Origin of the sequence: Corynebacterium macclintockiae (assembly GCF_027570165.1) — a bacterium.
GTDB lineage: Bacteria > Actinomycetota > Actinomycetes > Mycobacteriales > Mycobacteriaceae > Corynebacterium > Corynebacterium macclintockiae.
In genome coordinates this window covers 1-25,371 of sequence record NZ_JAKMUV010000014.1, presented here as the reverse complement: position 1 = coordinate 25,371, position 25,371 = coordinate 1, and the positions used below count along the sequence as shown (strand labels likewise).

The window sequence follows — 25,371 nt, the reverse complement described above, 5'->3', positions numbered from 1 at the left end:
GTCAATTATGCTGTGGGTTATGAGCCCGCAGGATGCACAAGACCTTTTCACCGAAAGAACCCCCCGCGTCGTCAACGCCGCCAAACTTCACCGGGCGGCTGCGCGCAAGAAGGCGGGGGTTTTCCTCGTGGAGGGGGAAAACAGCGTCGAGGCCGCTATCGCCACCGGCAGCGCCACGGACGTCTTCGTCACGCCGGCAGCCGCAGAACGCTTCGAGCCGATCATCCGCACAGCCGGCTACCTCAACGTCTTCGTCCACTACATCAACGACAGAGCCGCCAAACACCTTTCTGATACCGCCACGACCACAGGCTTGTTCGCCGTATGCAAGCCTGTCCTGTGGTCTGTCGGTAAGGCATTGACGCCGCAGCCCCAGCTAGTGAGCGTCCCAGTGGAAACCAACGACCCCGGCAATGCAGGCACCCTTATTCGTGTTGCCGATGCGATGGGCGCCGATGCCGTGGTATTCGCTGGCGAGACCGCGGATCCGCAATCGTGCAAGGCCGCACGTGCTTCTGCGGGGTCGCTGTTCCACGTGCCGGTGGCGCGTTCCACCAACGTGAAGGACGTGCTGGGGCAGCTACGCGCGCAGGGGCTGCAGATCGTCGCCACCGCAGCCGACGGTGAGGTCAGCTTGGATGACGCGGGGGAGATCCTTACGAAGCCGACCGCATGGCTGTTCGGCAACGAGGCCCACGGACTGGGGGAGGAGCTGCTCGCCGAGGCAGATCTGCGGGTTTCCATCCCCATCCGCGGGCGCGCGGAATCACTCAACCTTGCGACCGCCGCATCCATCTGTATGTATGAATCGGCGCGTGCCCAGGCAGCGGCGCGCGGCGCTACCGAAGACGGGTCAGCCGGGGACTGATATCCCCCGACTCGGCGCACCATGATCCCCGCCGGGTATTATTGACCAGGTTAAGCCGTGCACGTAGATAGAGGAGCGCACACAAGTGACGGATTCCGCGGATACTCCCCAGGTAGAGCTTTCGGAGCAGGGGCTGAGCGCAGCCGCTGACGCAGCTGAGAAAGCCTTCGCCGAAGCTGCAAATCTGGAGGAACTGGCAGTCGCCCGCCGCGAACACCTCGGCGACGATGCCCCCATCCCGGCCGCCCGCCGCAGCCTGGGCAGCCTGCCCAAGGAGCAGCGCAAGGACGCTGGTCGCCTGGTGAACATGGCACGGGGCCGCGTCGAGAAGCGCTTCGCCCAGGTCAAGGCCGAACTCGAGCGTAAGCGCAATGAGGAGGTCCTGCGCGCAGAGCGCATCGACGTCACCGAGCCGACCACCCGCGGGCAGCGTGGCGCCCAGCACCCGATCACCATTCTGTCCGAGCAGATCGCTGACATTTTCGTCGGCATGGGCTGGGAGATTGCGGACGGCCCGGAGGTCGAGGCCGAATACTTCAACTTCGACTCCCTGAACTTCATCCCGGACCACCCCGCGCGCACGCTGCAGGATACCTTCCACATCGCTCCGGAGGGGTCCGGCCAGGTGCTGCGCACCCACACTTCCCCGGTGCAGATGCGCACGATGCTTTCCCGCGACCTGCCGATCTATATTGCTTGCCCTGGCCGTGTGTTCCGCACCGATGAGCTGGACGCCACCCACACTCCGGTGTTCCACCAGGTCGAAGGCCTGGCTGTGGATAAGGGTCTGACGATGGCTCACCTGAAGGGCACGCTGGATCACCTGGCCAAGACCCTGTTTGGCGAGGAAGCCAAGACCCGCATCCGCCCGAACTACTTCCCATTCACCGAGCCCTCCGCCGAGGTCGATGTTTGGTTCGCAGACAAGAAGGGCGGCGCAGGCTGGATCGAGTGGGGCGGCTGCGGCATGGTCAACCCCAACGTCCTGATCGCCGCGGGCGTGGATCCGGAGGTTTACTCCGGTTTTGCCTTCGGCATGGGCATCGAACGCACCCTGCAGTTCCGCAATGGCCTGCCCGACATGCGCGACATGGTGGAGGGCGACGTTCGCTTCACCCTGCCGTTCGGCGTACGCGGTTAGAACTTAGACAACCCCAAAGGATCTTTCGAAAAACATGCTTATTTCCCAGTCGTGGCTGACCCGAATCCTGCAGACCTCTAACCCGCAGTGGAGCGTGAGCGCCGAGGAGTTCGACGCTGGCTTCGTCCGCGTCGGTTTCGAGACCGAGGGCTACGAGGCGATCCCCGAGACCACCGGCCCACTGGTGATCGGTCGTGTCGAAAAGATCGAGGAACTCACCGAGTTTAAGAAGCCGATCCGTTACTGCGACGTCAACGTCGGCCAGGCCAACGGCACCGGCGAGCTGCAGCACATCATCTGCGGCGCGCGGAACTTCTCCGAGGGCGACAACGTGGTCATCGCCCTGCCCGGCACAGTGCTGCCCGGCCCGTTCGAGATCTCTGCGCGGAAGACTTACGGCAAGATCTCCGAAGGCATGATCTGTTCTGCGATGGAGGTGGGCCTTGCCTCCCAGCAGAATGCGGGGATCATGACTATTTCTGACGCCGATTTGGCCAGCGCTAACCTTCAGCCAGGTGACGACGCGCGCGGGCTGTTGGGTTTGCAGGACACGATCTTCGAGGTAAACATCACCCCGGATCGCGGCTACGCGCTGTCTGCCAGGGGGCTCGCCCGCGAGTTGGCGTCCAGCTTTAACCTGCAGTACCGCGACCCAGCGCAGGATCCGGCGGCAGCGGCGATGCGCAACGACCTGTTCGCCGGCCTGCCCGGCACGGACGGCGAGGTACAGGCGCTGAAAGTCGATGAGGACACGAAGTGCTCGAAGTTCGGCATGCGGAAGGTCAACGGAATCGACCCGAAGGCGGAGTCTCCGCTGTGGCTGCAGCGCGAGCTGATGCTATGTGGCCAGCGCCCCGTGAACCCCGCGACGGACGTGACGAACTATGTGATGTTCCTGTTGGGCCAGCCGATGCACGCCTTCGACGCGGATAAGGTCAATGGCGAGCTGCACGTCCGCCGGGCGCAGAAGGGGGAGAAGCTGACCACGCTGGATGACGTGGAGCGCACCTTGGATGCCGAAGATGTGGTGATCTGCGACGAGTCCGGCATTCAGTCGCTGGCCGGCGTGATGGGCGGGTCGACCTCCGAGATCACCCACGAGACCACAAATGTGCTGTTCGAGGCCGCACACTGGGATCAGATCACCGTGGCGCGGACGTGCCGCCGCCACAAGCTATCCTCCGAGGCTTCCCGCCGCTTCGAGCGTGGCACGGATGCGGCGATCATTGAGGATGCCCTGGACTTTGCCGTTGCCCTGCTGGTGAACATCGCCGGTGGCGAGGTGGAGGAGGGCCGCACCCTGTTCGGTGCAGTGCCGGAGATGCCGATGATCACCATGCACACCTCCCGCCCGGGCAAGACGGCGGGCAAGATCTACCCGGACGGCACCACTATCTCCCGTCTGCGTGAGGTCGGTTGCGAGGTGCGCGAGACCGGCTCCCGCGACGATAACGGTGCCCGCGAGATCGAGGTCACCCCGCCGAGCTGGCGCCCTGACCTGACCATGCCCGCGGACTTGGTAGAGGAGGTTCTGCGACTGGAGGGGCTGGAGGACATCCCATCGATCGTTCCCACCGCCCCGGCCGGCCGCGGCTACACCCCACGCCAGCGGATGCGCCGCAACGTTGGCCAGGCGCTGGCCTGGGCTGGTTACGCGGAGATCCTGCCGACCCCGTTCATCGCCAATGACGTGTTCGACGTGTGGGAGCTGCCCGCCGACGATCCGCGTCGCCTGACTGTGAAGGTGCAGAATCCGCTGGAGAGCGACTACGCTTCCATCGGCACCACTTTGCTGCCGTCGATGATCGAGTCGCTGCGCCGGAACGTCACCCGTGGCCAGCGCGATGTGGCTCTGTACGGTGTGGAGCAGGTTTCCGTGCCGAAGTCGGCCAAGCCGTTTTCACCGATGCCTTCCGTAAAGCAGCGACCGGGTAAGGAAGAGCTGGCCGAGCTGCTAGCTTCGCTGCCGGATCAGCCGCTGCACGTCGCCGTTGTTGCTACGGGTAACCGTCAGCTGCAGGGTACGTGGGGTGCCCCGGAGTCCTTCACGGCTGCGGACGCCATCGAGTCCGCCCGTGTCGTCGCCCGTGCCGCAGGCGTGGAAATCGCCGTGCGAAATGCCGAGTACCTGCCGTGGCACCCGGGCCGTTGCGCGGAGATTTTGGTGGGCGACACGGTCGTTGGCCACGCCGGTGAGCTGCACCCGCAGGTCTGCGAGCGAGCGGAGCTGCCGCCGCGCACCGTCGCAATGGAGATGAACCTGGACGCACTGCCGCTGGAGGAGACCTTCCCGCGCCCCGTGCTGTCCGCTTTCCCGGCCGTGCTGCAGGACATTGCCGTGGTCGTCGACGAGACCACCCCGGCTCAGGACGTCGAGAATGCACTGCGCGACGGCGCGGGAGAACTGCTCGAGGAGATTCGCCTGTTCGACGTGTACCGTTCGGATTCCCTGGGCGAGGGTAAGCGCTCGCTGACCTTCAGCCTGCGTTTCCGCGCCGCCGACCGGACACTGACGGAAGAGGAAGCCAGCGAGTCCCGCGAGGCCGCCCTGCAGTCCGCCACCGAGCGGGTGGGGGCGCAGCTCCGCGGATGACTGCATAATTCCCACAATGTTGAATAATTTGCATTGTGGGGGAATGTAGGGCAGAATCGTCCTATGTTGAAAATTGCAGTGGCAGGCGCCAGTGGGTACGCGGGAGGCGAAGCTCTTCGCCTCCTATTGAACCACCCTGGCTACGGCGTGGACTTCGAAATCGGCTCGCTTACCGGCGGCTCCAACGCCGGCACGCGCTTCGGCGACCTCAACCCGGGTCTTCCCGCCCTGGCGGATCGTGAGCTCGAAGAAACGACCGAGGAAATCCTCGGCACGAACGACGCTGCCATCCTCGCACTTCCGCACGGCGTTTCCGCCGCCCTCAACTTGCCCGAGTCCATGAAGATCGTGGACTGCGGCGCGGACTATCGCCTGAAGAACGCCAACCATTGGGCACGTTTCTACGGCACCCCGCACGCGGGTACTCGCACTTATGGCATCCCGGAGATGCCTGGTCACAGGGAAGAAATCGCCGCCGCCAACTATGTTGCCGCCCCGGGTTGCTTCCCGACCGGCGCCACGCTGGCGCTGATGCCTGCCATTGCCAGCGGGCTCATGGCCCCGCAGGTCAGTGTCGTCTCCGTCACCGGCACCACGGGTGCTGGCAAGAAAGCCGCCGTAAACCTCCTGGGTTCGGAAACGATGGGCAACCTGCGTGCCTACGGCGTGGGCACGCACCGCCATGCGCCGGAGATCAAGCAGAGTGTGGAGGAGCTGCTGGCTCCCGGCTACTCCTCGGACGACGTACACGTCACCTTCACCCCGGTGCTTGCACCGCTGACCCGTGGCATCCTCACCACCGTCACCGCTGCCGCCCGTGGCCAGGCGGGTGACATTCGTCGCGCCTACGAGGACTTCTGTGCAGGCGAACCCTTCCTGCACCTGCTGCCGGAAGGCCAGCAGCCAGAGGTCAAGAGCGTTGTCGGCTCCAACATGGTGCACATCCAGGTGGAGGTCGCCGATGGCATGATTATCGCCACCAGCGCCATCGATAACCTCACCAAGGGCACCGCCGGTGCCGCTATCCAGTGTCTCAACCTCATGTTCGGTTGGGAAGAAACCGCGGGCCTCCCGCAGACGGGACTCTGATTCATAAGCTATGACTAGCGCAGACAAGAACAATCCGGATACCAGCACAGCCCAGAATTCCTCCGCGGATCTGGGTGTGACCGTTCCCAAGGGCTTCAGCGCCGCTGCGGTGACCGCGGGCATCAAGCCCTCCGGCAAGTCGGACATGGCTTTGATCCGCAACGACGGCCCGGATGCCATCGCCGCGGCGATGTTCACCCGCAACCAGGTCACCGCCGCGCCGGTGCGTTACACCCAGGCGCATAACGACGGGACCTTCCGCGCGGTCGTCGTGAACTCTGGCAACGCCAACGCCTGCAACGGCGCGCAGGGCGACAAGGATGCCAAGGCCACCGCGGAAAGGGTAGCCGAGGCTCTGGGCTGCCAGCCCGGCGACGTTGCGGTGTGCTCCACCGGGCTTATCGGCGACGTCCTGCCGATGGATAAGGTCCTCGCCGGTGTCGACGAGCTTGCCGGTAACCTCGACCAGTCCATCGCCGCTGGCAACGCTGCCGCCCGCGCCATCATGACCACCGACCTCGTATCTAAGGAAGCCGTCTACCACGGTGACGGCTGGTCCATCGGCGCCATGGGCAAAGGCGTAGGCATGATGGCCCCGTCGCTGGCGACGATGCTTGTGTTTATTACTACGGACGCCCACCTGCCCAGCTCCGCCATGGCCCACCAGGCTCTGGCGAGTGCGACCCCCACAACCTTCGACTGCATTGACATCGACGGGGCAACCTCCACCAACGATACTGTGCTGCTGATGGCCTCCGGTGCTTCCGGCGTGACCCCTGATGCAGAGGAGTTCAACGCTGCGATCCACCAGGTGTGCCTCGATATTGGAATGCAGTTACAGGCGGACGCTGAGGGCGTCACAAAGAGAGTCTCCATCACCGTCGGCGGCGCAGAAACAGACGAGGCCGCACAGACCGCCGCGCGCGTGATCGGCCGCGACAACCTGTTTAAGTGCGCGATGTTCGGCTCCGACCCGAACTGGGGCCGCGTGCTGGCGGCCGTGGGCATGGCGCCGGTGAAGATGAACCCGGCAGGCATCAGCGTGTCCTTCAACGGCCACCCAGTGTGCATCAATTCCACGGGCGCTCCCGGTGCCCGCACGGTGGACCTATCGGGCGCAGACATTGCCGTAGAGGTGGACCTGGGCGTGGGCGAGGGACGCGCGACGGTGTGGACGACCGACCTGTCGTACTCCTACGTGGAGATCAACTCCGAGTACTCGACCTAAACCGCGCCCCAAGCTGTGGCTTAAACCGCGACCAACAACACGTTTCTACCAGGAAATACGCCAATGACCCCCAAACACAATCCCATCGATACCACCGGGCTGACCCCCGAGATGCGCAGCCACGTGCTGGCCGAGGCTCTGCCGTGGCTGCTGCATTACCGCGACAAGATCGTGGTGGTCAAGTACGGCGGTAACGCGATGATCGACGAAGAACTGAAGCGCGCCTTCGCCGCCGACATGGTATTCCTCCGCGCCATCGGTGCCCGCCCGGTCGTGGTCCACGGTGGCGGTCCGCAGATCAACGAGATGCTGAAGACCGTCGGCCTGGAAGGCGAGTTCAAGGGCGGCTTCCGCGTCACCACCCCGGAGGTCATGGAGTACGTCCGCATGGTGCTTTTCGGAAAGGTCGGCCGCGAGCTAGTAGGGCTGATCAACGAACACGGCCCCTACGCCGTCGGTGCCTCGGGCGAGGATGCAGGTCTGTTCACCGCCTCCAAGCGCACCATCACCATCGATGGGGAAGACGTCGACCTGGGACGTGTGGGCCAGATCGAGCACGTCAACGCTGAAAGCTTGATCGACCTTATCGACGCGGGCCGTATCCCCGTGGTCTCCACAGTCGCACCGGATGACCAGGGCCGGATCTACAACATCAACGCGGACACGGCCGCCGGAGCGCTGGCCGGTGCTTTGGGCGCGGAGAGGCTCGTGATGCTCACGAACGTTAAGGGCCTGTACACTGACTGGCCCAACAAGGACTCCTTGGTTTCCAGCCTGACCCCCGACCAGCTGTCGGAGCTGCTACCTACCCTGGATTCCGGCATGGTGCCGAAGATGGAGGCCTGCCTGGATGCGCTGCGCACCGGCGTGCAGGCCGCGCACGTCATCGACGGCCGCATCCCGCACTCCGTAATCTTGGAGCTGATGACCACCGGCGGTATCGGCACCATGATCTGCCCCGCGGACTGGGAAGACGTAACCACCGCCGCCATCAACTACCGGGAGGACTAGCCATGACAAGCAGCAAAAGCACTGACTGGCAAAGCCACTGGAACGCCGCGATCTTCGAGACCTACGGCACCCCGCCGCGCGAGCTCGTGTCTGGCCGCGGCGCCATCGTCACCGACGTCGACGGCAACGATTACCTGGACTTGCTGTCCGGTATTGCCGTTAACGCTCTGGGGCACGCTCACCCAGCCATTATTGACGCCGTAACGAGTCAGATCGCCACGCTCAGCCACACGTCGAACCTTTTCGCCCACCCGCAGGTGATCAAGCTCGCTGAGCGGCTTAAAGGCCTGCTGGCGGAGCAGAGTGGGGAGGCCGCCGAGGCGGTGGCCGGCGCCCGCGTGTTCTTCTCCAACTCCGGCGCAGAAGCCAACGAAGCGGCCTTCAAGATCGCCCGCGCGACCGGCAAGACCAAGATCCTTGCCGCTGAGCGTGGCTTCCACGGCCGCACCATGGGAGCCCTGGCTCTGACCGGCCAGCCCGACAAGCAGGAGCCCTTCAAGCCGCTGCCCGGTGGCGTGGAGTACTACCCCTACGGCGACATCGACGCGCTGCGGGACATGGCGGACGACGACACGGCCGCAATCTTCCTGGAACCCATCCAGGGCGAAACCGGCGTGATTCCCGCCCCGGACGGCTTCCTGGCCGCCGTCCGGGAACTATGTGACCAGCACGGGATCCTCATGGTTGTCGACGAGGTACAGGCCGGCATGGGCCGTACCGGCCAGTGGTTCGGCTTCCAGCACGAACCCGGCGTACTGCCTGACGTGATCACCATGGCCAAGGGACTGGGCGGAGGCTTGCCGATCGGCGCCACTCTCGCTTTGCCGAAGGCGCAGCTGCTGCCCAAGGGCATGCACGGCACCACCTTCGGCGGCAACCCCGTGGTCTGTGCGGCCGCCAACGCGGTAATCGACACGATCCAGGAAGAGGACCTGCTGGCCAACGTCGCAACCCAGTCCGCAGCCATCCGCGAAGGCCTGACCGACCACCCGAGCATTAAGTCCATCCGTGGGCGCGGCCTGATGCTGGGAATTGTCCTGGACACGCCCCTGACTCTTGATCCGCTGGACTACGGGCTGATCGTCAACAAGCCCCAGCCCGACGTAATTCGCCTGGTCCCCCCGCTGAACATCACGGCGGATGAGGTGCAGGGTGGCGTCACAAAGATTAGGCAGATGCTGGACGACAACCGCAAGCAGAACCAGTAACACAACAAAGGAACCCCACATGACGAATACCCCGAACCGCGCCCCGCTGCGCCACGTGCTGGCCGACGACGATCTTTCCCCGGCGGAGCAGGCCGAAGTGCTGGCGCTGGCCGAGGAGCTGAAGGACAACCGCTACGGCAACGGCTACCGCAATCTGTTGGAGCGCCGCTCTGTCGCCGTGCTGTTCGACAAGACCTCTACGCGCACGCGCTTTTCTTTTGACGCCGGCATCACCGAGCTAGGTGGTAATGCCATCGTCGTAGACAGTGGAAGCTCGCAGATGGGAAAGGGAGAGACCTTCCAAGACACAGGCGCGGTGCTTTCCCGCTACGTCTCCGCGATCGTGTGGCGCACCGGCGCGCACGACAACCTGCACCAGATGGCAGAAACCGCGGGCGTGCCGATCATCAACTCCCTGTCCGACGACTTCCACCCCTGCCAGATCCTGGCGGACCTAGTGACCATCAAGGAGCACAAGGACGAGCTGAAGGGCCTGAACGCCGTGTACTTCGGCGACGGTGCGAACAACATGGCCAACAGCTACATGCTGGGCTTCGCCACCGCGGGCGTGAACATCACCATCGCCGCACCCGAGGGCTTCCAGCCGGCCGCAGAGTTCGTCGAGCGTGCGCGGCAGCGCGCCGAGCAGACCGGTGCGACCGTGACCGTGACCGACAAGGTGGACGCCACCGGCGCGGACGTGGTGATCACCGATACCTGGCTGTCGATGGGGCAGGATGCCTCCGAGGACCGCAGTGCGCTGAAGGCCTACCAGGTCGACGCGGAACTGATGGGCACCGCCAAGGATGACGCAATTTTCATGCACTGCTTGCCTGCCTACCGGGGCAGCGAGGTCACCGCGGAGGTTATCGACGGGCCACAGTCCGTGGTATTCGATGAGGCAGAAAACCGCTTGCACGCACAAAAGGCGCTGATGGTATGGCTTCTTCGCTAACCCGCACCGCGCGACAGGACATGATCGGGCGCATCATCGGCGCCGAGAAGGTAGGCAGCCAGCGCCAGCTGCTGGGCATCCTGGTCAACCGCGGCATCGACGTCACCCAGGCGACCTTGTCGCGCGACCTGGTGGATCTGGGAGCCAAGAAGGTGCGCGTGGGCGGGGAGGTGTACTACTCCCTGTCCGACGACGTGCGTGTCGATGGCCCGGATAAGCTGCGCCGCGTATTGGGGGAGCTGCTGGTCGACCACGATCACTCCGGCAACATCGCGGTGCTGCGTACCCCACCCGGTGCCGCGCAGTACCTGGCCAGCATCCTCGACCGCTCGGACGTCAACCGCGTGGTGGCTACGATCGCTGGCGACGATACGGTGTTCGTCCTGGCACGGGAGCCCCTCAGCGGTAAGGAGCTGGGGGAGTACTTCTACCACCTGGCGCAAAGCTAGAATGAATTAACTGATACTAGAGCAAGACCGCAAAAGACTGCATAAGACTTTCGAAGGGAAGCGTAAAGAAGAATGAAGGATCGCGTAGTACTCGCATACTCCGGCGGGCTGGATACCACCGTTGCCATCAGCTGGATCGCCAAGGAGCGCAACGCAGAGGTCGTGTGCGTCTCCATCGACCTGGGCCAGGGCGGCGAGGACATGGAGACCGTCCGCCAGCGCGCACTGGGCGCCGGCGCCGTGGAATCCATCGTCGTGGACGCTCGCGATGAGTTCGCCAACGATTACTGCCTGCCGACTATCAAGGCCAACGGCATGTACATGAAGGAATACCCGCTGGTCTCCGCTATCTCCCGCCCGCTGATCGTGAAGCACCTGTCCGAGGCCGCTGCCGAGCACGGCGGAACCGCCGTTGCCCACGGCTGCACCGGTAAGGGCAATGACCAGGTTCGCTTCGAGGTCGGCTTTGCCAATACCGCCCCCGACCTGGAGATCATTGCCCCGGTTCGCGACTACGCCTGGACTCGCGAGAAGGCCATCGCCTTCGCCGAGGAAAACGGCATCCCGATCGAGCAGTCCAAGAAGTCCCCGTTCTCCATTGATCAGAACGTTTGGGGTCGTGCCGTTGAGACCGGCTTCCTGGAGGATCTGTGGAACGCCCCGACCAAGGACGTTTACGCCTACACCGAGGATCCGGGCCTGGGCCAGGCTCCGGATGAGGTCATCATCTCCTTCGAAGGCGGCAAGCCCGTCGCCATCGACGGCAAGAAGGTCACCGTGCTGGAGGCTATCGAAGAACTGAACCGCCGCGCCGGCGCCCAGGGTGTGGGCCGCCTGGACATGGTTGAGGACCGCCTGGTGGGCATCAAGTCCCGCGAGATCTACGAGGCTCCGGGTGCTATGACCCTGATCCGCGCACACGAGGCTTTGGAGGCAGTCACCGTCGAGCGCGAGCTGGCCCGCTTCAAGCGCGGCATCGACGCTGAGTGGTCCAACCAGGTTTACGACGGCCTGTGGTTCAGCCCGCTGAAGCGCTCCCTGGATGCGTTTATTGAGTCCACCCAGACCCACGTCACTGGCGACATCCGCCTGGTGCTGCACGCGGGCTCCATCACCGTCAACGGCCGCCGCTCCGGCAAGTCCCTGTACGACTTCAACCTGGCTACCTACGACGAGGGCGATTCCTTCGACCAGTCCATGGCTCGCGGTTTCGTGGAGCTGCATGGCCTGTCCTCCAAGATCGCGGCGAAGCGCGACCTGGCTAATTAGCGGCGAATCCCACCAGAGGCTCACCAGAGGCTAACGAGAGCAGAAAGGCACTGAACCCAACCATGACCACCGAGGCACACGGCACGAATGAGGGCGCCCTGTGGGGCGGCCGATTCTCCGGCGGCCCGACTGAGGCGATGGCTGCCCTGTCGAAGTCCACGCACTTCGACTGGGTCCTGGCCCCCTATGACGTGCTGGCCTCGCAGGCTCATGCACGGGTGCTACACAAGGCCAACCTGCTCAGCGACGAGGATTTCGATACCCTCATCGCTGGCTTGCAGAAGCTGGGGAAGGACGTCGCCGATGGTTCCTTCGGCCCCGAACCCAGCGACGAGGACGTCCACGGCGCGATGGAACGCGGCCTGATTGATCGGGTCGGCCCGGAGGCCGGCGGTCGCCTGCGTGCGGGTCGTTCCCGCAATGACCAGGTCGCCACCCTGTTCCGCATGTGGCTGCGCGACGCGATCCGCGACATCACCGCGGGCGTACTGGACGTCGTCGACGCTCTGGTCGCCCAGTGTGATCGCCACCCGGAGGCCATCATGCCGGGCAAGACGCACTTCCAGGCCGCCCAGCCGGTGCTGCTGGCCCACCAGCTGCTGGCGCACGCGCAGCCGCTGCTGCGCGACGTGCAGCGCTTCCAGGATCTGGATAAGCGCCTCGCTGTGTCCCCGTATGGTTCTGGTGCGCTCGCGGGTTCCTCCCTGGCGCTCGACCCGGAGGCCATCGCGGAGGAGCTCGGCTTTGACTCTGCTGCGGATAACTCTATTGACGCCACTAGTTCCCGCGACTTCGCCTCTGAGGCAGCCTTCGTGTTTGCCCAGGTTGCAGTGGATCTTTCCCGTCTGGCAGAGGAAGTCATCGCCTGGTCCACCCCGGAGTTCGGTTACGTCACGCTGGCCGATGAGTGGTCCACCGGCTCGTCGATCATGCCGCAGAAGAAGAACCCGGACGTCGCAGAGCTCATGCGCGGCAAGACCGGCCGCCTGATCGGCAACGCCACCGGTCTGCTGGCCACCCTGAAGGCTATGCCGCTGGCCTACAACCGTGATTTGCAGGAGGACAAGGAGCCCATCGCGGATTCCGTGGCTCAGCTGAACCTGCTGCTCCCGGCGATGGCTGGCCTGGTCGATACGCTGACTTTCCACCCGGAGCGCCTGCGTGAGCTCGCCCCGGCGGGTTTCACGCTGGCCACCGACCTGGCGGAGTGGATGGTGCGCCAGGGCGTGCCTTTCCGCGTCGCCCACGAGGCCTCCGGCTCTTGTGTCCGCATCGCGGAATCCCGCGGAGTGGATCTGGTGGACCTCACCGACGAGGAACTGGCGGGTGTGCACACGGCTCTGACTCCGGAGGTTCGCGAGGTGCTGACCATCGACGGTGCCGTGGCCTCCCGCGCTACCCGCGGTGGCACCGCTGGCGTGCGCGTGGCGGAGCAGAAGGAGCGCGTGCGCGAAGCCTCCTCTACCGACCGCAAGTGGGCTGAGAAGACCCGCCTGGTCTAAGCGCCCAGGGAACCTAGGTTCAATCGGGTCTAGATCCCGACCCCGTGTTCATTCGCCCCGCCGGGCAGGTTGTGCAGACGCACGCCCTGCCCGGCGGCGTGCTTTGCGAAGCGTTCGACGAAGTTTGCCGAGCGCTTGCCGGACGCGCAGTAGACCACGACATCCACCGTGTCCTCCGCAGCGCCGTGTGCGCTGCTCATGCTCTCAAGCAGCTGCTCCGCCAGTTCCGGCTGCTCGCTCCACACGCTGGTGGGCAGGTGGTAGCCGGGGTACTCGGAGAACGTCGGCAGGTCCTTGATGGCCTTTTCTCCCGGCTCGCGCACGTCAATCGCTATCGCTGCCCCGTCGGCTAGGGCACGCAGTAGGCAGGCGGCTGTATCTTCCCCAGCCGCTGCAGGCCTACTATCCTGAGCTGCGTCAGCCTCGCAGCTCGATGTTTCCTCCGCCACGATCTCGGTGACCGGCTTCCGCTGTGGATCGGCGGTGACGTTGAAGTGCTGGATGTTGGCGCTAAGGGCGTCATAAATATGCAACCGCCCAACTTGCTGTGCGCGAGAGTCAGGATCGCGCAGGAACTTAATGGTCTCCGTGGCCATGAGGCCCGCAACTACCGCGGTCGTTACGCCCAGCACTCCGGCGGTGGCGCAGTCCGGCACGCTGTCCGGATCCGGTTGGGAGGGGTAGAGGTCGCGCATGCCGACGCCCCGGGCGGACTCCTCGGCGCTTATGTCAGCGCCCGGGCCGGACCACCAAACCGCCACGTCGCCACGGTAGCGCAGCACAGAACCCCAGACCAAGGGAGTGCCGGTGGCCTCGGCAGCATCAGCGGCCAGGAACTTCGTGGCGAAAGTATCCGAGCCGTCGATCAGCACGTCCACGTCCTCCAGCAGCTCGGCGGCGTTGTCGGCGGTGAAGCGGCCGTGGATGCCGTGGAAGCGCAGACCGGGCTGTAGCTCCCGCAGGCGCTCGCCGGCGACGTCCACCTTGGGACGGCCGACGTCGCTGGCACCGAAGAGGATTTGGCGGTGGATGTTCGTGATGTCCACCGTGTCGTCGTCGATAACGGAAATCTCGCCGACCCCCGCTGCAGCCAGCGACTGCATCAAGGGGCAGCCGAGGCCGCCCGCGCCGATCACCAGCACATGTGCCTCGTGCAGGCGCTCCTGTTCTCGCAGGCCGTGTCCCGGAAGGATCGTCTGCCGCGCCACCCGCTTCAGTTCATCGGCGGGCAGCGAAGTGTATTCGCTGAACATCACAGCACCTCGTCTGCCCAGCCATCCCAGCTGGCCAAACCGTCGAAGCTAGAGGACGCCAACGCACCCTGGGCATGTGTGCGCTGGGGAATGCGCCCAGCCCCGCGTGCCAATCGGCCGGCTTCCACGGCCGCTTTCATGGCCTGCGCCATCGCCACCGGATCCTGGCAGCGGTTTACCGCGCTGGCTAGTAGCACACCGGAACAGCCCAGCTCCATCGCCAGCGCCGCGTCGGAGGCCGTGCCCACGCCCGCGTCCAGCAGCACCGGCACTTGGGCACGTGAGCAGATCAGCTCGATGTTGTGCGGGTTCAGGATCCCCAGCCCCGTTCCGATCGGCGAACCCAGCGGCATGACGGCATGCACGCCCACGTCCTCCAGCCGGCGGGCGACCACCGGGTCGTCGCTGGTGTAGGCAAGCACCACGAAGCCTTCGGCCACCAGCATCTCGCATGCATCCACCAGCTCCACCACGTCGGGCAGCAGCGTGTGGTCGTCGGCGATGACCTCTACCTTCACCCAGTTCGTCCCTAGTGCCTCGCGCGCCAGCTGGGCCGTCAGCATTGCATCGCGCGCCGTCTGGCATCCCGCGGTGTTCGGCAACACGTCAATGCCCAGGCGGTTCAGTAGCTCGAAGACGCTCTCACCGCCGCCGGTAGTTTGTGCGCTGTGGCGGCGCATCGCCACCGTGGTCAGCTGGGTGCCGCTGGCCACCAGCGCATCCTCCAGCAGTGCCTGGCTGCTGGCTCCGCCGGTTCCCATGATCAGGTGGGAATCGAATTCCTTATCCGCAATCTTCAGCATCGCCGGTTACTCCTAGCCGCCCTGGACGGCGATCAGGATGTCCACCGCGTCGCCGTCGTCCAGGGTGCGCCCCCAGTCGCTAGCCGGAACGACCGCGCGGTTCACTGCCACTGCGACCCCCTTCGCGCCCTCCGCAGCAGAGGCCTCGCGGCCCGTTTCCGCAGCCACGACTTCCGCCACACTCGGCGCGTTTTCCGCCGACCGCGGTTCGTCATTCACCGTGTAGTTCATGAAAACTCCTTAGCTTTACGGCTTTACCTTGCAAACTCTTCTGTGCAGCGCCCGCGCACGCCCCTCTAGGCGTGGCGCAGTGGCGCGCAACTGGCCAGATCGATCTCCGGTTCCAACGTGTGTACCGGCTGGCCCATTCCCAGTGCTGCCCCCACTGTAGCCCCCAACGCGGACAGCAGAATTCCGTGCCGGAAGTAGCCAGTGGAAATCACCAGCTTCTCGCCGATTTTCCCCAGGTACGGCAGGTCGTCTGGCGTGCCCGGCCGTTCGCCGGTGATCGCTTCAATGAATTCGCACTCCTGGATGCCCGGCACAATTCGGATGGCGTCGCGCAGCAGTGTGTACACCCCGTCCACCGCGGGGCCACGGCGGGCGTCTTCGCGGCTGGTCGCACCGACCGCGATTGTGCCGTCGGTCCGCGGGATGATGTACACCGGCCGGTCCTCCACGAATCCCCGGATCACGCGCCCCACGGGCGGCTCCATTCCCTCGGGCACCCGCAGCCGCAGCATATCGCCGCGCACCGGGCGCAGCTTCAGTGGCGACTTCTCGCCCTCGTACCAGCCCTTTACCTGCCCGGCGCCTAGCCCGTTGCACAGGTACACCATGTCGGCCGTGTGCGTCGCGGCGTCTGTGGCGACCGCACCGTCCTCGATGCTGTCTACCCGCTCGCCGAGGATCGCCACGCCCATGTTCCGCAGCGCATCCAGCAGCGCCGCGCAGTACATACGCGGGTTCACTTGGTGGTCGCCGGGGATCTCGACCACACCTGATAACTGCGGGCTGAGCCCCCACTCGGCCTTGCGGGCCTGGCGCAGCGGCAGTCGCTGCACCTCCATGCCGTGGCCGTGCTGGTGTTCGGTCAGCTCGGTGAGGTGCCGCGCGTCCGCCCGATCCGCCCCCACCACGAAGGTTGATTCTGTTCTGTGGCCGGTGCTTAGGGAGGTCTTTTCGCCCAGCCGTTGCAGCAGGTCGTCGTACAAGTTTTTGGACGCCACCATCAGCGGGTACAACGGCTCCTGCTTATACTGCACTTCTGCGACCGGGGCCAGCATGCCGCCAGCGACGAAGGAGGCCCCGCTTACTGGCGCGGGGTCGATCACCGCCACGCTAGAGGGGTCCGCCCCGAGGTCCACTAGCTTGAAAGCTGTGGATAGGCCGATGATGCCTGCGCCCACCACAATGTGGGCATAGTGCTGGGAGCCGCCAGGACTGGAATTAGTCACTTCTATTCACTTCCTCTTGTGCGGGTTGCAAGCGGTGGGCGTCACGAAGAAAAACCAGTGAGCACCTGCCGGGCCGTAGCGCGCGGGTCGGGCGAGTTCATGAACCCGCGAACGATCGCGACTCCGGCAACACCCGTGGCGGCCAGGTCGGCAGCGTCCTCCGCGCGCACGTCGCCGATGGCTACCACCGGAACGCGGGAGGCCTCTACTAGTGCGGGATAGCCCTCCAGCCCCAGCGGCTCGCGGCCGGAATCCTTGGTAGGGGTTGGGCGGAAAGGCCCTGCGCCGATGTAGTCGATCACGTTGGCATACTCATTGGCCTGCTGAACCAGGGGCAGGGTGCCGGTGGTCAGCCCGATGATGGCATCCTTGCCCAGCAACTGGCGAGCCAAGCGTGGGTCCAGGTCGTCCTGGCCGATGTGTACGCCGTGGATGTTGTGCTCCGGCATGAGGGCAGCCGCAACATCCACGCGGTCGTCAATCAACACCCGTGTAGCCGGGTTGGCCTTCTGCACCGCGGCGGCGACCTCGATGGCCAGAGCCGTCAGGTCACGCACACTAATGGGTTTGCTGCGCACCTGCACCACGCCCGCACCTCCGGCGGCCGCCGCGGCGGCGACGTCGACGACTCTCTCGTGCGGCGTGCCGGTAACCAGGTAGCAGCGCAGATCGACGTTAGCGCTCACCGTGCGCTGCCGCCTCCTTCTGCAGATCCTCGGCAACTTCCTTAGCCTCGTCGCGGTTTAGGTACAGCTGGGAGCCCGCACGGCGGAACTCCTCCGCCATCTCCTCCTCGCCCGCAGCGCTGGCTTTGGCATCCGTAGCGTCCACGCCGTCTACGCTCTGGCGGCCGAAGCCCGGCAGGCCCAGATCCTTGACGAGCGACTGCTTCTGATCGGTGGCCAGTGCCTCGTCGATCTCGTCGCCGAAAGCATCGCGGATGTCTTGGCTAATGCGCATGGAGCAGAACTTCGGGCCACACATGGAGCAGAAGTGCGCGGTCTTCGCCGGCTCCGCAGGCAGGGTCTCGTCGTGGTACGCCTGCGCGGTGTCCGGGTCCAGGGAAAGGGCGAACTGGTCGTGCCAGCGGAACTCGAAGCGGGCCTTACTCATGGCGTCATCCCACTCGTGGGCGCCCGGGTGGCCCTTAGCAACGTCGGCGGCGTGGGCGGACACCTTGTAGGTGATCACACCGGTCTTCACGTCATCCTTGTTCGGCAGACCCAAGTGCTCCTTCGGGGTGACGTAGCACAGCATCGCGGTGCCACCCATGGCGATGTTTGCCGCACCGATGGCGGAGGTGATGTGGTCGTACCCCGGAGCGATATCCGTAACCAGCGGCCCCAGGGTGTAGAACGGTGCGCCGCCGCACCATTCTTGCTCCTTTTCGTTGTTGACCTGCACCATGTTCAGTGGCACGTGGCCCGGGCCTTCGACCATGACCTGGACGTCGTACTCCCAGGCGCGGTGGGTCAGCTCGCCGATGGTCTTCAGCTCTGCGAACTGGGCTGCGTCGTTGGCGTCCGCGATGGAGCCGGGGCGCAGGCCGTCGCCTAGAGAGAAGGCGACGTCGTACTTAGCGAAGATCTCGCACAGTTCGTCGAAGTTTTCGTAGAGGAAGGATTCCTTGTGGTGTGCCAGGCACCAGCCCGCCATGATGGAACCACCGCGAGACACGATGCCGGTAACGCGCTTGGTGGTCAGCGGCACGAACGGAAGGCGCACGCCAGCGTGGATGGTCATGTAGTCCACGCCCTGCTCGCACTGCTCGATGACGGTATCGCGGAAGATCTCCCAGGTCAGATCCTCGGCCACGCCGTCGACCTTCTCCAGGGCTTGGTAGATCGGCACGGTGCCGATGGGTACAGGGGAGTTGCGCAGGATCCATTCGCGGGTGGTGTGAATGTCGTTACCGGTGGACAGATCCATCACGGTGTCCGCACCCCAGCGGGTGGCCCAACGCAGCTTGTCGACCTCTTCGCGGATGGAGGAAGTGACGGCGGAGTTACCGATGTTGGCGTTGATCTTCGTGGTGAAGGCGTTGCCGATGATCATCGGCTCGGATTCCGGGTGGTTAACGTTGTTCGGGATGATGGCCTTGCCGGAGGCAACCTGCTCGCGGACCTTCTCTACGTCGCAGTGCTCGCGCAGCGCCACGTACTCCATCTCCGGGGTGATGATGCCCTGGCGGGCGTAGTGCATCTGGGTAACGCGCTTGCCGTCCTTGGCGCGCAGGGTGGGGCGGGTGGAACCCTTCCATTCCTCGCTGGCCTCGCCGCGCTTGACTGCACGGTTGCCGTCATCCAGCAGGTTGCGGCGGCGCCCCTCGTAGGGCTCCACGTCGCCACGAGCTTCGATCCATTCGCTGCGCAGCCCTTCCAGTCCCTTGGTCGGCTCGGCCCACGGTCCGCGGGTCCGGTAGATCCTCACTGGCGCGTTGGGGCCGGTCGGTGAGTCGTCCAGCTGAATCTCCGTCTCCGGAACCTGCAGCTTGAAGGTCTTGCCGAAGGATTCCACGGTCTTCTCGATGGGGGAGAAGCTGTGCTTCGGGTGGATCTCCGCGCCGTACTCGTCGGTGGGGGTGGCAGCGGTGTTCTGGGTAGACGTGTCCGTCATTAAAGACTCTCCTGACTCTTCCTTCGCTGGTTCTAACCAGACAGGTTCTAGCGGTACCCGCGCGGGATGTAGCGCGGTCTCAGCTCGATACCTCGAGCGCCCGTGTTCGGTTGTGCTTTCCACTGTAACGCACCTCTCACAAGCGTGTAGTTTCGCCCTGTCAGCTTGATCGGTTTGACCTGAAAAGTAGCTGCGTGTGAAATAAGATCAGGCCTATGACGAGCCCATACCCCAGCAGCTTGAACGCCAATAACGGCAAAAAGAGCAGTTCAAAGTTTTTCCTTGTAGTTGTGTTGCTGCTGATAGCAGCGGTTGCTTATGTGGTTGGCTCGGGGAACTTCCCCGGCAGTCTTACCGGATCTGGCGGGAAGTCTTATGACACCAGCAAGCCTTTGAAAATTGTCGCTGCTACAGAGCTGTCGGATATGGAACCGTTTATCCAACAGGCTTCCTCGGACTTGGGGTTCGAGATTGAAATGGAGTACGACAGTGGCACTCTCGTCAACACTCGTAACCTGGTGGATGGTGATTATGGGGATAAGTATGACGCCACCTGGTTTGCAACCAACGCTTTTGCCAGAGCGGAGGGCTCATCCCAGCAGTCCGAAGATCACAGCATTGCCCGTTCGCCGGTAGCTCTGGGGCTCAAACAGGATGCGGTCAATCGCCTGGGATGGCGCAATAAGGACGTCAAGTGGTCGGATATCGCTGAGGCCGTAAAGCGCGGTGATCTGACGTTCGGCATGACAGATCCGCAGGAATCCAACTCCGGTTTCCTTACTCTTCTTTCGGTCGCGGCGGCACTGAGCAACTCTCCGCAGGGGCAGAAGTTCGATCTTTCGACGGCGTTTCTCGACAAGCCACGTATGAAGGACTTCTTCTCCGGCCAGACGATCACTTCCGGATCTTCCGGTTGGTTGCGCGATACCTTCGTAAAGAACCCTGGCAAGGCGGACGGCATCTTCAACTATCAATCCGTTCTGCAATCGATGAAGGAAAACGACGGGGTAGATATCGAAGTAATCGTCCCCGGGGATGCCGCGGGCGCTGCCGATTACCCCCTTTCGGCGCTCACGAAGCCCGGCGAAACGGGGCCTGAGGCGGACACCGTAGCGAAGGTCGAAGCCCTAGCCGATTGGTTTAAAGAGCACAGCGAAGAGGTAGGGGAGCGAACCCACCTGATCGTTTCGGGCAAGGACGCGGAAAACAAGGACACCCAGAACTACTACGAGTATCCGACGTCGAAGGATCACATTCGTTCTCTTGTCAGCCTGTATCGGGATGACCTTCGCCGCCCCGCTGACAGCAACTTCCTGCTCGACACGTCCGGCTCGATGCGGGGCAACCGACTGGCAGATCTGAAGGGCATCCTGAACAGGCTTATCGACGGCACCGCAGGCGAAGCCGGTAATCCGAAGGGATTCGGCCGCCGCGAAACGATCACCCTTATGCCTTTCAGTAGCAAGGTTGCCGATGGATACACCCAGGAGCACTACGACCCGGACAGTGCGGAGCAGAGTCGAGGCCTGCGGGATTACGTCAATGGTCTGCAGCCCCGTGGTGAAACCGCGATTTATGACGCCGTGTTGCGCGCCTACGACCGTGTGGGCGAAGGCGGCGGTTCCCTGAATTCGATTGTGCTGATGACCGACGGTGAGTCGAACTCCGGCACGAATCGCCAGGAGTTCATCACCAAGATGAAGCGCAAGATGGCCGAGACTGACCGCAAGATCCCGGTGTTCGTCATCCTCTACGGGGAGGCCAGCGAGGAGGAGATGAACTTCCTGGCGGACTTCACCGGTGGCAAGGTTTTCAACGCTCGTAGCGGTGATCTGTCTAAGGCGTTCGAAGAGATCCGCAGTTACCAGTAGGCCGCAATCAGTAGGCCGCAATCAGTAGGACAGGGTAGGAAAGAAACCATGAACTCCAAGTACTTTCCGAAAATCGTTGCTGGACTTGTCGTTTTCGTCGCGATCGTGGGCTTGCATGCTGCGGTGGATCTAGGATCTCTGTGGATCGTCGTGGCGGGAGCCCTCGCCGGTGCTGCGGGGATGCTCATGCCGGAAGGACAGGAACAAAAGTCGCTAGAGGGGAAGCCAGTCCAGGATGGGAAGCACTCTCTGGAAAAGAAACGGCACGAACCTTTTAGTAAACCAGCTCCCGCGTTCTATGAGGTTCCTACCGAGTCCCTACAGGGCATCCGCACCCACTCTAAGCATCTCAAAGAATCCGTGCGCGTCTCCGGCCAGCAGCGCCAAGAGTTCTACGCGGATCTCGATCATTTCTACAGCACGTGCAAGGACGTTGTGCACGAGTGGGATCACTTGGCTGCGGATCCGCCGCAAGAGAACAAGGTTCGCCGCATTTTGGACGTCTATTTCCCAGAGACCTGCCGAATTCTTGATGACATGCCGACTGCAACGCATAACCAGGCCGTTGAGGATTTCCGTGCTTCGCTGGCAGTTTTGCAATCGGAAATGGACAAAGTCCACCAAGCGATCATGCAAGATAACCTCCAAGAGCTGAAGGACAATCGCACATTCCTAGAACTAGAATTCGGCGTGCTACGGAAGCCCGAGGAATGAGTATAAATCAATTAGGTTTCAAGATAATGCATCGGTTTGCGCACAAATAGAGTTGAAGAAATGACTAATGCTTTCTCCAAAAAGACCGCCAGTATTCTCCTCGTATTTATCCTTGTTGTGTTTTTTGTGGCTGTGGGGACTGTAGCCAAGAAACGTGATGGAGGAGAAGATGAGCGCCCGCTGCGGATAGTGATGGCGAATGACATTCCATTCAGTCCGTTCCTGTGGGTAGAAGCGAAGCGTGACTACGGAATGCAAGTCGAGATTGACCTCGGGGGAGACACAGTTGAGCTTTCCCGGAAGATTGCTAATGGGGAGCTAGGGGATGAGTACGATGCAGTCTGGTTGGCGACTAACTCCTATGTGAACCTGCAAAACAATGAGGCGCTCGGAGAGAGCTACGGGTTGGCTTCGGATACGTTGGGGCTCGCATTAAGGAGCAAAGACCTGGATCGTTTGGGATGGCAGAAGAAGCAAGTTACGTGGAACGATGTCCGGGAAGCGGTCACAAGGGGAGACCTAACTTTTGGTATGGCAGATCCGGGCAAATCCAACCTGGGGATGCAGTCTCTGATCGGCATACTATACAAGATCGGGGGCTTGCAATCAGATGACTTAGCAGAAGAGGTTGCAGGTAAAGTTCATCCTCAATTGAAGAAGTTTTTCGGCGCTCAGGTGCTTTTAAGCGATACTTCTGATGAATTGTATGACAGATTCTCTGCTACAGATGATGTTGCTCAAGCAGTTTTCGCGTTTTCTTCTGATGAGAAACTTTTAAGGGATAACGGAGAAATTACCTTTGTTATCCCCGCTGACAGGATCGGGTTTAACGACTTTCCGATTTCGGTGATCAAGAATCCAGATGACGAAGAAGCTGAGGCTTCTGCTCATGCTAAGACGAAAGCCTTCGCTGATTGGGTCACTCAACATGGCAACGAACTCCGGCATAAAATACGAGTTGAATTGGGCGACTCACCTGGGCAACGCCGTGCTGATACAACCGCTCATAAGCTCCCCGGTTCCAAGCAGGAGTTCGAAAACACATTGCGCTTTTATCGGGAGGAGCTGCTTCGCCCCAGAGACATCAACCTGCTAGTCGACGTTTCCGCTTCCATGCAAGGGGAAAAATTCAGGGAAGCAAAGAAAGACATACTCGATTTGCTTGGTGAACAAGCGGGGGTCAATGGCAGAGCGGTAAATATCACAACATCCAGTACATCCTCGAGCAAAGCGTTCACCCAAAAGGACTATTCCCCAGATGATCCAAAGCATGCACGCACTCTAAAGGATTACGTAGACCGTATGGCGGCCCGCCAAGAGGCCAATATCTATTACCAGCTGTACAGGGAATACCTGCGAATTCCGCAAAGAGGAAACTTGATTCAAGGACAGTCAATAGTCTTGCTGACCAGTGGAACACCTGCCAAAGGTGTGGACTATGCGGAATGGTCGCACGAACTGAGGTACAGGGAGCGCAAGGAGGGGGTAATTTTCCCCGTATACATCGTCCATTACGGCAATGAAAACGCAGAGGACATGCAGCGTCTTGCTGAAGAGACCGGCGGTGAAGTCTTTAAGGCCAAAGAGGGCGGCCTGGCCACTGCCCTGGACAGGGCCAGTAAGTATTGGGCTACGTAGGGGGCGTCACTAAGGAAGGAGCCCAAGCCACCAGCTAGACTGGGCAACATGATTGACCAGAAGCTCCTAGAGATCCTCGCGTGCCCCATCGACAAGCAGCCGCTGGAGGATCACGGTGACTATTTGGTGAACCCCCGCCTGAATAAGGCCTATCCGGTGCAGGATGGTATCCCGGTGCTGCTGGTCGAAGAAGCTCAAGACTGGCCGGTCAAGTAACCCCGTCAAGTAGCAACGCATAAAAGAGGAACGAGAACGAATACGCATGAGTGACAACAAGAACATCATTGACGAGTTGCAGTGGCGCGGCCTGATTAATCAGTCCACGGACCTGGAGGCGCTGAAGGAGGCCACGCAGGATCCCATCACGCTGTACTGCGGTTTCGACCCGACGGGTAGCTCCCTGCACGCGGGCCACCTGGTGCCGCTGATTATGTTGAAGCGCTTCCAGCAGTTCGGCCACCGCCCGATCACCCTGGCTGGTGGCGCGACCGGCATGATCGGCGACCCGCGCGATGTGGGCGAACGCTCCATGCTTTCCGAAGAGCAGATCGGTGAGAACATGGTGGCCATCAAGAAGCAGCTGGAGGCATTCGTCGATTTCACCGGCGAAAGCGACGTGGACAGCCCGGCCGTGATGGTGAACAACGCTGACTGGATCAGCCAGATGAACGTCATTGAGTACCTGCGCGATGTCGGCAAGAACTTCTCGCTGAACACCATGCTGGACCGCGATACCGTGAAGCGCCGCTTGGAATCGGATGGCATTTCCTACACTGAGTTTTCCTACATGCTGCTGCAGGCTAACGACTACGTGCACCTGCACAACGAGTACGACTGCGTGCTGCAGATCGGCGGTGGCGACCAGTGGGGCAACATCGTTTCTGGTGTGGATCTGAACCGCCGCGTGAACGGCGCCAAGGTGCATGGCCTGACCGTGCCACTGGTCACCGACGCGGAGGGCAACAAGTTCGGCAAGTCCACCGGCGGTGGCAAGCTGTGGCTGGATCCGCAGCTGACCAGTCCGTACTCCTGGTACCAGTACTTCATCAACGCAGGCGATACCGTAGTGATCGATTACCTGCGCTGGTTTACCTTCCTTTCCCAGGAGGAGATCGCGGAGCTGGAGCGCAAGGTCGCCGAGGAGCCCTTCAAGCGCGAGGCGCAGCGTGTTCTGGCCCGCGAGATGACCACTCTGGTGCACGGCGCTGCTGCTACTGAGGCTGTGGAGCTGGCCGCCCAGGCGTTGTTCGGCAAGGCGGAGCTGCAGGATCTGGACGAGGCCACCCTGTCTTCCGCCCTGCAGGAAACCGAGGTTGCTGAGGTCGGTCCCGATGCCACCATCCTGGACCTCCTCGTCGAGTCCGGTCTGGAGAAGTCCAAGGGTGCCGCTCGCCGTACCGTCGGGGAGGGTGGCGCTTACGTGAACAACCAGCGCATCGAGGACATCGAATGGTCGCCGTCCGCCGACGATCTGCTGCATGGTTCGTGGCTGGTGCTGCGGAAGGGCAAGAAGCGTTTCGCCGGTGCGCGTGTAGGTGTTTCTTCTTAGTGACGCCACCCCGCGCGGCCTGTATGCGTTAAACAGATCCCTTGGTAGTTGCATTTCCCGCTTCTACCAGGGGATTTGTGTGTTTCTTCGGGGTGGGTGTACATTAAATCAAGTCGCCGAGAGCGAGTGGGGAACACAAACCTTACTGGTGCGGTCG

General features: G+C 62.7%; 22 protein-coding genes. 16 read left to right on the top strand and 6 right to left on the bottom strand.

Features of this window, described 5'->3' with window-relative positions; translation table 11 throughout:
• Positions 1 to 7: 7 nt before the first annotated feature.
• The 11 genes from L8U58_RS09195 (at position 8) to argH (ending at position 13,313) form a co-directional block, all read left to right on the top strand.
• Positions 8 to 868, top strand: coding sequence for a TrmH family RNA methyltransferase (locus L8U58_RS09195; protein WP_034993402.1), 861 nt, complete (start codon positions 8 to 10; stop codon positions 866 to 868).
• An 85-nt stretch (positions 869 to 953) separates the two neighbouring features.
• Positions 954 to 2,009 (top strand): phenylalanine--tRNA ligase subunit alpha, encoded by a 1,056-nt coding sequence (gene pheS / locus L8U58_RS09190; RefSeq protein ID WP_034973556.1) that lies wholly within the window; start codon positions 954 to 956, stop codon positions 2,007 to 2,009.
• Positions 2,010 to 2,043: 34 nt separating this feature from the next.
• Positions 2,044 to 4,602 carry a phenylalanine--tRNA ligase subunit beta gene (gene pheT, locus L8U58_RS09185; RefSeq protein WP_269955190.1) on the top strand — a complete coding sequence of 853 codons (2,559 nt, stop codon included), beginning with the start codon at positions 2,044 to 2,046 and terminating at the stop codon, positions 4,600 to 4,602.
• 63 nt (positions 4,603 to 4,665) lie between these two features.
• On the top strand, positions 4,666 to 5,691 hold the full coding sequence (gene argC, locus L8U58_RS09180) for an N-acetyl-gamma-glutamyl-phosphate reductase (RefSeq protein WP_269955189.1): 1,026 nt from the start codon (positions 4,666 to 4,668) through the stop codon (positions 5,689 to 5,691).
• Between the two features lie 10 nt (positions 5,692 to 5,701).
• Positions 5,702 to 6,919 carry a bifunctional glutamate N-acetyltransferase/amino-acid acetyltransferase ArgJ gene (gene argJ, locus L8U58_RS09175; protein ID WP_269955188.1) on the top strand — a complete coding sequence of 406 codons (1,218 nt, stop codon included), beginning with the start codon at positions 5,702 to 5,704 and terminating at the stop codon, positions 6,917 to 6,919.
• A gap of 63 nt (positions 6,920 to 6,982) precedes the next feature.
• Positions 6,983 to 7,930, top strand: coding sequence for an acetylglutamate kinase (gene argB / locus L8U58_RS09170; protein WP_034973548.1), 948 nt, complete (start codon positions 6,983 to 6,985; stop codon positions 7,928 to 7,930).
• 2 nt (positions 7,931 to 7,932) lie between these two features.
• On the top strand, positions 7,933 to 9,138 hold the full coding sequence (locus L8U58_RS09165) for an acetylornithine transaminase (RefSeq protein ID WP_034981485.1): 1,206 nt from the start codon (positions 7,933 to 7,935) through the stop codon (positions 9,136 to 9,138).
• Positions 9,139 to 9,157: 19 nt separating this feature from the next.
• On the top strand, positions 9,158 to 10,093 hold the full coding sequence (argF, locus tag L8U58_RS09160; RefSeq protein ID WP_269955187.1) for an ornithine carbamoyltransferase: 936 nt from the start codon (positions 9,158 to 9,160) through the stop codon (positions 10,091 to 10,093).
• On the top strand, positions 10,078 to 10,542 hold the full coding sequence (argR, locus tag L8U58_RS09155; protein ID WP_034966094.1) for an arginine repressor: 465 nt from the start codon (positions 10,078 to 10,080) through the stop codon (positions 10,540 to 10,542). Before argF ends, argR begins: the two co-directional genes overlap by 16 nt.
• A 72-nt stretch (positions 10,543 to 10,614) precedes the next feature.
• The gene (locus L8U58_RS09150) at positions 10,615 to 11,811 is read left to right on the top strand and encodes an argininosuccinate synthase (RefSeq protein WP_034975851.1); all 1,197 of its coding nucleotides are present in this window, start codon (positions 10,615 to 10,617) and stop codon (positions 11,809 to 11,811) included.
• Positions 11,812 to 11,873: 62 nt separating this feature from the next.
• A complete protein-coding gene (gene argH, locus L8U58_RS09145) occupies positions 11,874 to 13,313 on the top strand; it encodes an argininosuccinate lyase (protein WP_034966098.1) in 1,440 nt (479 codons plus the stop codon).
• A gap of 29 nt (positions 13,314 to 13,342) precedes the next feature.
• On the opposite strand, the gene L8U58_RS09140 is transcribed toward argH, so the two are convergent.
• From L8U58_RS09140 to thiC, 6 genes are all read right to left on the bottom strand, one after another.
• Positions 13,343 to 14,566 carry a ThiF family adenylyltransferase gene (locus L8U58_RS09140; RefSeq protein WP_269955186.1) on the bottom strand — a complete coding sequence of 408 codons (1,224 nt, stop codon included), beginning with the start codon at positions 14,564 to 14,566 and terminating at the stop codon, positions 13,343 to 13,345.
• A complete protein-coding gene (locus L8U58_RS09135) occupies positions 14,566 to 15,369 on the bottom strand; it encodes a thiazole synthase (RefSeq protein WP_034973537.1) in 804 nt (267 codons plus the stop codon). The genes L8U58_RS09140 and L8U58_RS09135 overlap by 1 nt, the downstream gene beginning before the upstream one ends.
• 12 nt (positions 15,370 to 15,381) lie before the next feature.
• On the bottom strand, positions 15,382 to 15,600 hold the full coding sequence (gene thiS / locus L8U58_RS09130) for a sulfur carrier protein ThiS (RefSeq protein WP_034993379.1): 219 nt from the start codon (positions 15,598 to 15,600) through the stop codon (positions 15,382 to 15,384).
• Positions 15,601 to 15,665: 65 nt separating this feature from the next.
• On the bottom strand, positions 15,666 to 16,826 hold the full coding sequence (thiO, locus tag L8U58_RS09125) for a glycine oxidase ThiO (RefSeq protein ID WP_269955185.1): 1,161 nt from the start codon (positions 16,824 to 16,826) through the stop codon (positions 15,666 to 15,668).
• 41 nt (positions 16,827 to 16,867) lie between these two features.
• The gene (locus L8U58_RS09120) at positions 16,868 to 17,512 is read right to left on the bottom strand and encodes a thiamine phosphate synthase (RefSeq protein WP_269955184.1); all 645 of its coding nucleotides are present in this window, start codon (positions 17,510 to 17,512) and stop codon (positions 16,868 to 16,870) included.
• Positions 17,502 to 19,442 (bottom strand): phosphomethylpyrimidine synthase ThiC, encoded by a 1,941-nt coding sequence (gene thiC / locus L8U58_RS09115; RefSeq protein WP_034966112.1) that lies wholly within the window; start codon positions 19,440 to 19,442, stop codon positions 17,502 to 17,504. Before thiC ends, L8U58_RS09120 begins: the two co-directional genes overlap by 11 nt.
• Positions 19,443 to 19,867: 425 nt before the next feature.
• On the opposite strand from thiC, the gene L8U58_RS09110 reads away from it, so the two are divergent.
• The 5 genes from L8U58_RS09110 to tyrS are packed head-to-tail and all read left to right on the top strand — an operon-like array spanning position 19,868 to position 25,214.
• On the top strand, positions 19,868 to 21,313 hold the full coding sequence (locus L8U58_RS09110) for a vWA domain-containing protein (RefSeq protein WP_269955183.1): 1,446 nt from the start codon (positions 19,868 to 19,870) through the stop codon (positions 21,311 to 21,313).
• Between the two features lie 48 nt (positions 21,314 to 21,361).
• Entirely contained in the window at positions 21,362 to 22,027 is a 666-nt protein-coding gene (locus tag L8U58_RS09105; RefSeq protein ID WP_005295687.1) for a hypothetical protein, read from the top strand.
• Positions 22,028 to 22,087: 60 nt separating this feature from the next.
• A complete protein-coding gene (locus L8U58_RS09100) occupies positions 22,088 to 23,665 on the top strand; it encodes a VWA domain-containing protein (RefSeq protein WP_269955182.1) in 1,578 nt (525 codons plus the stop codon).
• Between the two features lie 48 nt (positions 23,666 to 23,713).
• Entirely contained in the window at positions 23,714 to 23,881 is a 168-nt protein-coding gene (locus L8U58_RS09095; RefSeq protein ID WP_034966121.1) for a Trm112 family protein, read from the top strand.
• A 46-nt stretch (positions 23,882 to 23,927) separates the two neighbouring features.
• Positions 23,928 to 25,214 carry a tyrosine--tRNA ligase gene (tyrS, locus tag L8U58_RS09090; protein ID WP_269955181.1) on the top strand — a complete coding sequence of 429 codons (1,287 nt, stop codon included), beginning with the start codon at positions 23,928 to 23,930 and terminating at the stop codon, positions 25,212 to 25,214.
• Positions 25,215 to 25,371: the final 157 nt, after the last annotated feature.